This window comes from Arthrobacter sp. CAN_A214 (assembly GCF_015751955.1).
Classification (GTDB): Bacteria; Actinomycetota; Actinomycetes; order Actinomycetales; family Micrococcaceae; genus Arthrobacter_D.
Genome location: NZ_JADOUU010000049.1, coordinates 1 through 8,526, shown reverse-complemented (window position 1 = coordinate 8,526; position 8,526 = coordinate 1). Strand labels below are relative to the sequence as shown.

The window sequence follows — 8,526 nt, the reverse complement described above, 5'->3', positions numbered from 1 at the left end:
AACAACCGTCCACAACTCATCTGGAATCACATCCGAACGAACCATCCATCCAGCTTCCAACATCACAAGCCGGATATTTAGCAGACACGCCCTAGTCGAGGCTACCGGTTCAGGACCCTGGTCGAGGTCTTGAAATCCACGGTCTGCAGGATTTTTCCGATTCAGTACGTACCACTTCGGGCCGGCGGGGTAACCGCGGCGTCATTGAGTTCCTGCGTCATGGCGGCCACGGTTTTGTAGGCGCGGTTCTGATGAACCAGGTTCGCGACGGCGCGGCCGGTGAGCGTTAAAAGAGCGACCGCCGCAGGGGTTAGGGCTTCTGCGGCGGTCGCTGGGTTGGATTGATCGTTGGAGGAATATGGTTCGATCAGTCCGTTCTGCTGTGGTGCTGTGGTGCTGTTTTTCGGTTATGCCTTGGCGTTGCTGCGGCGGACCATGAAGGTTCCGCCGGCTGCTGCTGCCAGGACCAGGCCGCCACCGAGGGCGAGGATGGCGGTGTTGGAACCGGTTTCCTGGGCGACGCCGGTGTCGGCGCCGCCTGCTGGCATGTCGCCCATCTGTGAGGCTACGAGGGTTCCACACAGTGCCGGTGAGGTGGCGCCGAGGGGAAGTGAGGGCTCCAGGTCGCTGGGTGCGCTGAAGGCCTCTGTCGTGGCGGTGACGGTGGCGGGGTCCAGGCCGTGGACGACGACGACGGCGGTACCGGCTTCGAGGGAGGCCTTGGTTGCGGCGTCGAGGTCGATTTCACGGTCGATGGTGTAGCTGCCGCCCTGGCCGCCGAGCGCGAGGTTCAGGCCCTCGGCCGGGGTCGTTGCACCGGAGGTGGTCAGGGTGGTGAGGATTCCACCGTAGGAAGCAGCACCGTCGGTGGTGCTGAGGATTCCGTCGCCATTGGCGTCATCAGCGGTGGTGGGGCACTCACCCAGGGCTCCGCCGTGGATGTGCTGGACGTGGGGGTAGGGTGCGTCCATGAAGGTCTCGGCGAGACCGGAAACCTGCAGGTTGACATGGGCCTTGTCGCCGGTGACGTCGACGGTGACCGTGCCCGAACCGGTGGTGCCGCTGAGCTGGCCCAGGGTCGAGGAGTAGGACTCATCTGCTGCCATGGCCGGCGACGATGCCATGGCCAGGGCGCCGAGGGCGAGGGTGGGAACTGCAAGGAAGCGCATTGCCTTGTTCATGAGAATAATTCCTTCACTGTGCGGTGAGCGCGCGTCCTGGTCGGACACGCTCGAATAGTGATTCGGAGCACTCCGCGGCGTGGATTGGTTTTCCCCCACAACTACCCCGGACCCCAGCACCCGTGATGTCATGGTGCTTGTCCTCACTGTAAGCAGACATTCGCTCCGCTGAATAGCTTTCTCGTGCGACGAATAAGGCACGTGATACTCATGGAGAGGATCAAACTGCCAAAAAGGCGGTTCCGGTAGAAGAGGTAACGGGCATCGGAAATGTGGTGCAGAAGTGACCGGTCGCTACTGGCGAGGGAGGTTTGGAGTATGACCATTTTTGAAGCGGACCGCGATGTCGGGTTCCGACGGGTCGCAGCGCGCGAGCAGAAGGAGAGCGATCTTGAAGCACTCCGCGATTGCTGTGTGCAGCAGATGTTCGACGCCCGCCTCACATGCGAGGAGGTCAATGCCCTGCACGCCGGGAGCGAACCAGGGCCGGTGCCCGGGGTGCACGCCGATCAGGAGGACGCTCAGGGGTTGCTGTGCACCGCGGTCCGGGACCTCGAGGACGTCGATGCGCTCCTTCACCAGAGACGACAGTTGAGAAAATAACGGACTTACCGTCAGGTAAAGCCCAGACAGGGGGCGTAGTGTCTTAGTTATCTTCATGTGCGAGTGATTGATGGCCGGAACATTCACCCGGTCGAAAGCGTCGGAAAACACAATTAGCGGCCTCCACCGCGTGTTCTCCGGCGCTTTTGTCATGACAGCACCGCGCAAGGTGAGGCTCTATGATGGCGGTGCGTCCTGCGGACTGGACCATTTTGGGCGCTCCAAATATGGTCGGTCGAACGAAAAGCCAATCCGCCGGGCCCTACGTGACGAATGTCATGTGGTGGAGGTTTTATGGCAATGGTGCGTCGACTTCACTGACGCACCGAAAGTTGTCTCCCTAGACGCCTCGCCGGAGGGCCTCATCATGATCTCGAGCAAAAAAGTTCTTAGCGTCGCTTTTACCGCAGCCCTGATCGGCGGAGCGGGAATCGGATCGGCAGGGGTAGCGGTGGCCTCCCCCGGCCCGGTCTCCCAGGCTGTACCGGCGATGACCACTGGGCAGATGTCCATCAGCATCGATAACTTTGTATTCTCGGGGCCAGGCACCGTGAATCCGGGCGGTGAGATCACCGTGACCAACAATGACACCGAAGTCCACACCGTCACCGCCGATGATGGCTCCTTCGACATCACCGTCCCCGGGGGGCAAAGCGCGACCTTCACCGCCCCGAGCAGTGCCGGGAGCTACGGGTTTTTCTGTAAATTCCACGGCAACATGCGAGGCATCCTGACCGTCGGTGCTGAAGCCATGGCCCCAGCCCCGGCAGCGCCCGCAACACCGGCAGTACCAGCCCCGGCGGCACCGACTCCTGAAGCGGCGAAGCCAGGCAGTGCAGGACACAGCGGAATGGACCAGATGGACGCTGTTCCCAGGGGCGGCGCCGACACCGGAGCCATGAACGAAAGCACCAGCGGGGGATCAACACTCATTGCTCTCGGTGGGGGACTGGTTCTCCTGGCCGCAGCCGGTGGAACCTACGCCGTCCGCCGCCACAACCACACCAACTAATCGGTTCACTAACCGGTTCAACAGTTCGCCAGTCATGCTCAACGGGCTCACTATTTTCAAGGAGAAACCATGAAGGTACGTTACGGAATATCAGCTTTGATGCTCGCCGCGGTCCTTACCGGTACCACCGCGTGTGGGTCCGATGCTGAATCCAGCACGTCGGAGGCGACCAGCGCGGCAAGCGAGGCCGCGGCACCGGAATCAGCGGCGGCCACCACCGGCGCCGGTACCTCCGCTTCGGGGTCGGCCTCGGCGGAAGCAGCACCGGAGGAGGAGGCAATGATCACCATCACGGACTTCGAGTACATGATGCCCGAAACCATCGCACCGGGTGCTGAAGTGACAGTCACCAACGAGGACGACGCCCCGCACACGGTCACCGCGGAAGATGACGGCGGGTTCGACGTCGATGTGCCCGCCGGCGAGACAGTGACCTTCACCGCCCCCGAGGAGGCCGGCGAGTACGCCGTGATCTGCACCTATCACCCTGAAATGTCCGGAACTTTGGTCATCGGATGAGTGAGCCAGGCCGCGCTGCACCCAACAGGAGGGCTGAATTCGCCGGGGAACCGGGCTCAGCCCCCACAGGAGAGCCGCGTAATCGGTCGGTGATGATTGCCCTGCGGGTGCTCACCGCCGCAGGCCTGATCCTCAGCGCGGTCATCCATTTCCAGCTCGCCCCCGGATTCCAGCAAGCCTATCCAGGCGGTATCGGGGGCGGTAACCTCTTCCGGATCCAGGCCGTCATCGCCGTCCTGGCTGCTTTGTACGTCCTGATCCGGGGAGACCGCCCCTCCTATGCAGTTGCTGCGGCCGTGGCGCTTTCGGCGCTGGCAGCCGTGGTCCTGTACCGGTACGTCCAAGTCCCGGCGATCGGACCGATCCCCTCCATGTATGAACCCGTCTGGTACGCGAAGAAAACCCTGACCGCAATGGCAGAAGCTGTCGCAGGGTTCCTCGCGATCATTGGATACGCACTCCTGCGCCGGAACCGACACCACGAATAGTTCATGCGGGTCAGGGGGGCGCAGTACGCGGCAAGGACGTGCTTCACTCACAGGCGGATGAACCACTGCAGACGGCGGCTCTCTGCAGGCTTTGCTTGCGCCACCGCAGAATGGCCGTTCATATGTGCCGCGTAAGTCGATGCTTCAGCGACGCTCAAGTCTGCACGCTTATGCATACGACGGCATAAATGCTCATGTTCTGGTTGAGCTACGTGGTAGATGGTGCGGGAGCGGGCCTCAGCACAACGCTATGGACTTTTCGGGTGCTGCTCCGCGCGGTTCGCCTTGTATCTCTTGTTTCTGTTTTGAACCGTACTCGAGAAGCAGGGGCAGCGATGGCACAAAACAGACCGATGGCGACGAACCTTCTGACCGTTTCGGAGATAGCCGCCAGGATGCGGGTCTCTGAAATGACGGTGTATCGCCTGGTGCAGTCCGCTGCGATGAATGGTGTCCGGTTCGGCCGCTCCTACCGGGGACCGGAGACGGCGGTGCAGCAATACCTAGAGTCCGTCAACCCTGGACACTGATACACCGCTCGTCGTCGTGCCGAAGGCATTGATGTTCGTTAGGAGCCTTGCCACTGGTGGTGGCGTTCAGGGTCAGGACGTTGCATAGCGCTGTCGCGTCGGGTGGTCCTGAGAACTGACGGCGCGGGCAAGAATAGAAATCATCGATTCGGGGGAAATGGATGAAGCGGGTATCGGCAGCAGACGGCAAGGCCTGGCTCATTGCAGCCAGTGACAGCATGCTTGACCTGACGTGGGAACCGTCGGTGGTCATCAGCGAAACGGACGCCCTATCCGTACTGGATATCAGTACTGAGACAGGGGACGAGAAGCCGTACACGGTTCTGGTCGATATGACCACGATCGTCAATCTGAGCCCTGAGCCCTGAGCCCTGAGCCCTGAGCCCTGAGCCCTGACGCCCGGGCGGCCTTCAACGCGGACCAGCGCAGGAAGCCAGAAGTGAGGAGAGGTATTTTTTGACCTGCTCCACGGTCGAAGTTGATGAGCGATACGTCCGGTGCTGATGCTGTCGCGCGCCTCACCAGATACTCAGGGCGACGAGTTGCAACGCGCGGAGCCGTCTGTGCTGTGCCGGTGCTTACATGACCTGCAGGCGGCAGGACTAAGCAGTGATTTCGGGGGAGTGCGGTTTCGGCCAGGGCCGCCGATGTCCGGGCCGGATCTCAGTTGATGAAATGGGTTTCCGCACGGGTGGTGCCGACTGAGGTGACGAGTTGTTCGGCCAGGGTGCGTAGCTTGATGTTCTGGCCATTGGAGGCGCGCTGCAGGATTCTAATCGCTTCGGTCGGGTTGCACCTGTTTTGGGCGACGACGATACCTACGGCGATATCGATGTTGGTTCGCGATTCCATGGCAGCCCGGAGGTGAGCGGACGTTTTTTCGTGATCTGATAACCGCAGCGCCAGTTGCAGGGTCAATGACGCTTCAGCGACGTAGGACTCGATCCGTTCGATGGTCCGTGGAGTGAACACATGTGGTTCCCGGGCGTACAGGTTGACGGTGACACCACCGTCATCCCCGCGGATCAGGGGCACGCCGAGCACTGAGTAATAGCCCTGGGCTTCGATGGCGTCGAAGTAGTCCGGCCACCGCGTGTCAGTCCGGATATCCGCGACGACGGCGGTTTTCCCAGTGTCGATGGCGTGCAAGGAAGGACCTTCACCATACCCGTACTGAATTTCATCGAGCGCCTTGGCCTCAAGGCTGCTGCTCGCGACGGTGGCCACCTGCTGGTCCCGCTTCAAGGTAACGGCGCACAACACCTCGGCGGAGCCTTCGAGCACGGTCGCGGCGTGGCCAGCGAATCCTTCCAGGTAGAACTTCAGGGTGTCCGAGACGAGGATCACCTCCTGAAATCGCGCCGCTATTGAGCCCTCACTGGTGTTATCTCCCATACAGACACTCTAGAAGGTCACGAACCGGTCGAGACCCCACCGATGAAGAGCCACTTTCCTGTCATCACACCAGCACCCTTGATCCCACTTCGGGGTTTACCTCGTCTCCTATCTGCAGGGTGCGATACCGTCGAGTGGTAAGCGTGCTGACCATTGTTGCGTCTTCATCTGGAGTGTCGGCATGGTTAGACAGGGATTTTCGATAGCAAAGTGGAGGTTTTGTCGTGGATGAGCGAACGCAGCAAGACCGGACTCGTGCAGCGCTCACCCAAGCCGCTGTCCCGCTGGGCGAACTGTGGGTCGGCTACTTCGGGTTCGGAGGTGCGTTGTCGGAGAGCGAGATCGACGCCTACATCAACGGTGCACTGGTCCTGCCCGCATTGGAGCGCGACCTCCTCGCCGCTGCAGCCAACGAATTGCTCGAGAACACTTCCTCCGCAGTGCGAGTTCCCTCCAGCCAGGACGGCGAACCACAGGACTCACGCGATGAGGTTCGCAAGCAACTGGGCGCTGCGGGGGCGTTCCTGCTCACCCCGGCAGAAGCCGAGGAGGAACGATTGGATGCTCTGACCCGGACGCAACTCCTGGACAGCCCCAATGAGGAGCGATTCGACCGGATCACCCGACAGGCAAAGGAACACTTCCAGGTCAGCACCGTGATCGTCTCCCTGATCGATGACCACCGGCAATTCCTCAAATCACTGATTGGACCGTTAACCCAGAATGTGCCGAGGGAAATCTCGTTCTGCAACACCACGATCCGCAATGCGGGTCTCCTCGTGGTCAATGACGCCATGACCGATGAAAGGTTCAGCAAGAATCTTCTCGTTACCGGTGAGCCGTACATTCGCTTCTACGCCGGCTATCCACTAAGAGGACCCGGCGGGTGGACCATCGGAACCCTGTGCGTCATCGACCAAAAGCCCCGCGGCTTCACGGCAGAGGACGAAGAAGCCCTGCGGGAACTCGCCAAAGCCGCTCAACACGAAATCAACCCCTAACGGCAATCGCCTGCTGGGATTGAGAAACCATGCACCGTCGAAGGTAGGTAGTCCGATGTGGTGACGCGCAGTGCATCGCCTGTCCCTGTCGTCGAATTCGGTCAGGAGTCGCTCAGTGAAAAATCCCTGATAGGAAGATTGTTCCTTGTGTACCCATCCACTGGGTGTTGCAATCACCGCAACAGACTCAGGGATCTTTCAGTGTTTCAGCTGCGACGACTCGGAGCACTGCAAGGTGATCCTGTTGATGCGGCAGCATGTGCTGATTGAGCATCCCCATGCCGTGCACAAGCTTCCGTATCCGGTCGGGTGATTCGAAAGCTCCACAAAAGCCCTCGACTGGCTACACCACATAGGTGCCTGCTGACGGTGCCGCCATCGACCTCTTCGGTCGGACCGTGCCGTTCTGGCACCTTTTCTCGATGCGATCATTGATGGCTAGGTCGGCAACTGAGAAGCCTCGTTATCAATTAGCCGCTCAGGCAAGCTGGTGTGGCGGCTTGAAGTGAACAGATACTGGATTATGGATCTATCTCATGAATCCAAGGCCCGACCATCCACCGCTAGGCACGCGAAGCGTGCGAACAAGGAGAACCCGTACGGGCAGTGGTCATCTCAACACCGTGAAGCAAACAGCGTGCTGCGCCAACAGGTCCAACGCCGTTGGGAAAGCCTGCGCAAACTTAACGCCCATCAACAGGGCCACAAACCGACCTAACCCAATATAGTGCGGTCCAAGCAGTGACCGCCGATCGGATCTAGACAAGAGATTCCCTGGCTCGAGAACTCGACCGATGCAACTCCTCCATGCTCCCGCGACCGGCAGCAACCAGCATCTCATCCTCGGACTGCGGACTGCGGATTGCAGATTGCGGACTGGTGGCAGGGGAAGGTTGTTACTGGAAACAGCAGCACTGCAGGGTTGGGCCCGAAGCGACCGTATCGGAGCCAATCCTGGTTCTGATCCTGGTGCCTTGGAATCAATTTTGAGAGAGGGAAGTAGTGAAATCTTTGTAAGAAGCGTTCCGCTGGATATGACTCGCTTTGAGCTGCACCACCGGGGTCCGATCCAGATGGGAGTACAGCTCGATGGAGATGTCCTGAATGTGCCAGGTTGAGGACGGGTGTTCGCCGGAGGCCAATGACTCATTCAAGGGTGCGCCGTATATCCCGGCAAGCTGAGATTGAAGCGCATGGTACCCCGTGACGGTGAGCGTTCTGGTGCCCTGCAGGCCTTTATAGAGGAAAAGATCGATCGACAAAAGACCACCTCTGAAGGACATCCAGGACCCCTCAGTGAAACCCATTCCGGTGGCTAGAAGTTCTCCTCCAGCGTTGGAGGGAGAGTCGGGCAAGTCCGCAGGGCTTTCGGCGGCAAGGAACCCGAGCCGCTGGAAATACTCGCCTCGCTCGCCCTCGCCCTTTGGCCAGGGCGAGGTCACAATCAGATTGATCAGCCCTGTAACCACTTCGGGTGCAGGGGTAAGCCTGACTTCTTCAGTGATATCTTCCATAACGAAACGGTAACGGAGTCCTACGGTTGGCTGCAATCACGGCGATCGGCCGAGAATAAGGGTAGCGAAGTATTGACCATCCAAGGCAGGAAGACAGCAGGACCTACACGACGAAGGACGCCGACCCGACAAGCACGATAACTTGGTGAGCCCCTGATGAGCTCCCGTAGGCACGTCCGTATAAGGATGGGTTACGTCCCGTGGAGTGGTGTAGTTCTCCGCTGTTGAGCGTTGCGTAGGCGACGTAGTGAGCCATCGTGCGATGGTCAGTGAGTACCGATCA

General features: G+C 60.1%; 10 protein-coding genes. 7 read left to right on the top strand and 3 right to left on the bottom strand.

Annotation, left to right across the window (positions count from 1 at the left end; genetic code table 11):
* Positions 1 to 407: 407 nt before the first annotated feature.
* The gene (locus IWX65_RS16705; RefSeq protein WP_196884679.1) at positions 408 to 1,181 is read right to left on the bottom strand and encodes a CHRD domain-containing protein; all 774 of its coding nucleotides are present in this window, start codon (positions 1,179 to 1,181) and stop codon (positions 408 to 410) included.
* A gap of 318 nt (positions 1,182 to 1,499) precedes the next feature.
* On the opposite strand from IWX65_RS16705, the gene IWX65_RS16700 reads away from it, so the two are divergent.
* The 6 genes from IWX65_RS16700 to IWX65_RS16675 all read left to right on the top strand — a co-directional run bounded on the left by IWX65_RS16700 (position 1,500) and on the right by IWX65_RS16675 (position 4,701).
* Complete coding sequence (locus tag IWX65_RS16700) at positions 1,500 to 1,784, top strand: hypothetical protein (RefSeq protein WP_196884677.1); 285 nt, start codon at positions 1,500 to 1,502, stop codon at positions 1,782 to 1,784.
* A gap of 280 nt (positions 1,785 to 2,064) precedes the next feature.
* Positions 2,065 to 2,796, top strand: coding sequence for a cupredoxin domain-containing protein (locus IWX65_RS16695; protein WP_196884675.1), 732 nt, complete (start codon positions 2,065 to 2,067; stop codon positions 2,794 to 2,796).
* A 69-nt stretch (positions 2,797 to 2,865) separates the two neighbouring features.
* Positions 2,866 to 3,315: a cupredoxin domain-containing protein gene (locus IWX65_RS16690; RefSeq protein WP_196884673.1), complete on the top strand. Its 450-nt coding sequence runs from the start codon at positions 2,866 to 2,868 to the stop codon at positions 3,313 to 3,315.
* 92 nt (positions 3,316 to 3,407) lie between these two features.
* Entirely contained in the window at positions 3,408 to 3,803 is a 396-nt protein-coding gene (locus IWX65_RS16685; RefSeq protein WP_196884671.1) for a hypothetical protein, read from the top strand.
* Between the two features lie 335 nt (positions 3,804 to 4,138).
* Positions 4,139 to 4,333, top strand: a complete 195-nt coding sequence (locus IWX65_RS16680; RefSeq protein WP_196884669.1) for an excisionase family DNA-binding protein — start codon at positions 4,139 to 4,141, stop codon at positions 4,331 to 4,333.
* A 161-nt stretch (positions 4,334 to 4,494) separates the two neighbouring features.
* Positions 4,495 to 4,701, top strand: coding sequence for a hypothetical protein (locus tag IWX65_RS16675; protein ID WP_196884668.1), 207 nt, complete (start codon positions 4,495 to 4,497; stop codon positions 4,699 to 4,701).
* Positions 4,702 to 4,996: 295 nt separating this feature from the next.
* On the opposite strand, the gene IWX65_RS16670 is transcribed toward IWX65_RS16675, so the two are convergent.
* Positions 4,997 to 5,728 (bottom strand): ANTAR domain-containing protein, encoded by a 732-nt coding sequence (locus IWX65_RS16670; RefSeq protein WP_196884666.1) that lies wholly within the window; start codon positions 5,726 to 5,728, stop codon positions 4,997 to 4,999.
* 224 nt (positions 5,729 to 5,952) lie between these two features.
* Between IWX65_RS16670 and IWX65_RS16665 the strand changes: the two genes are divergently transcribed.
* Positions 5,953 to 6,729 (top strand): GAF domain-containing protein, encoded by a 777-nt coding sequence (locus IWX65_RS16665; protein WP_196884665.1) that lies wholly within the window; start codon positions 5,953 to 5,955, stop codon positions 6,727 to 6,729.
* A 980-nt stretch (positions 6,730 to 7,709) separates the two neighbouring features.
* Here IWX65_RS16665 and IWX65_RS16660 read toward each other — a convergent pair.
* Positions 7,710 to 8,243: a hypothetical protein gene (locus IWX65_RS16660; RefSeq protein WP_196884663.1), complete on the bottom strand. Its 534-nt coding sequence runs from the start codon at positions 8,241 to 8,243 to the stop codon at positions 7,710 to 7,712.
* Between the last annotated feature and the right edge of the window lie 283 nt (positions 8,244 to 8,526).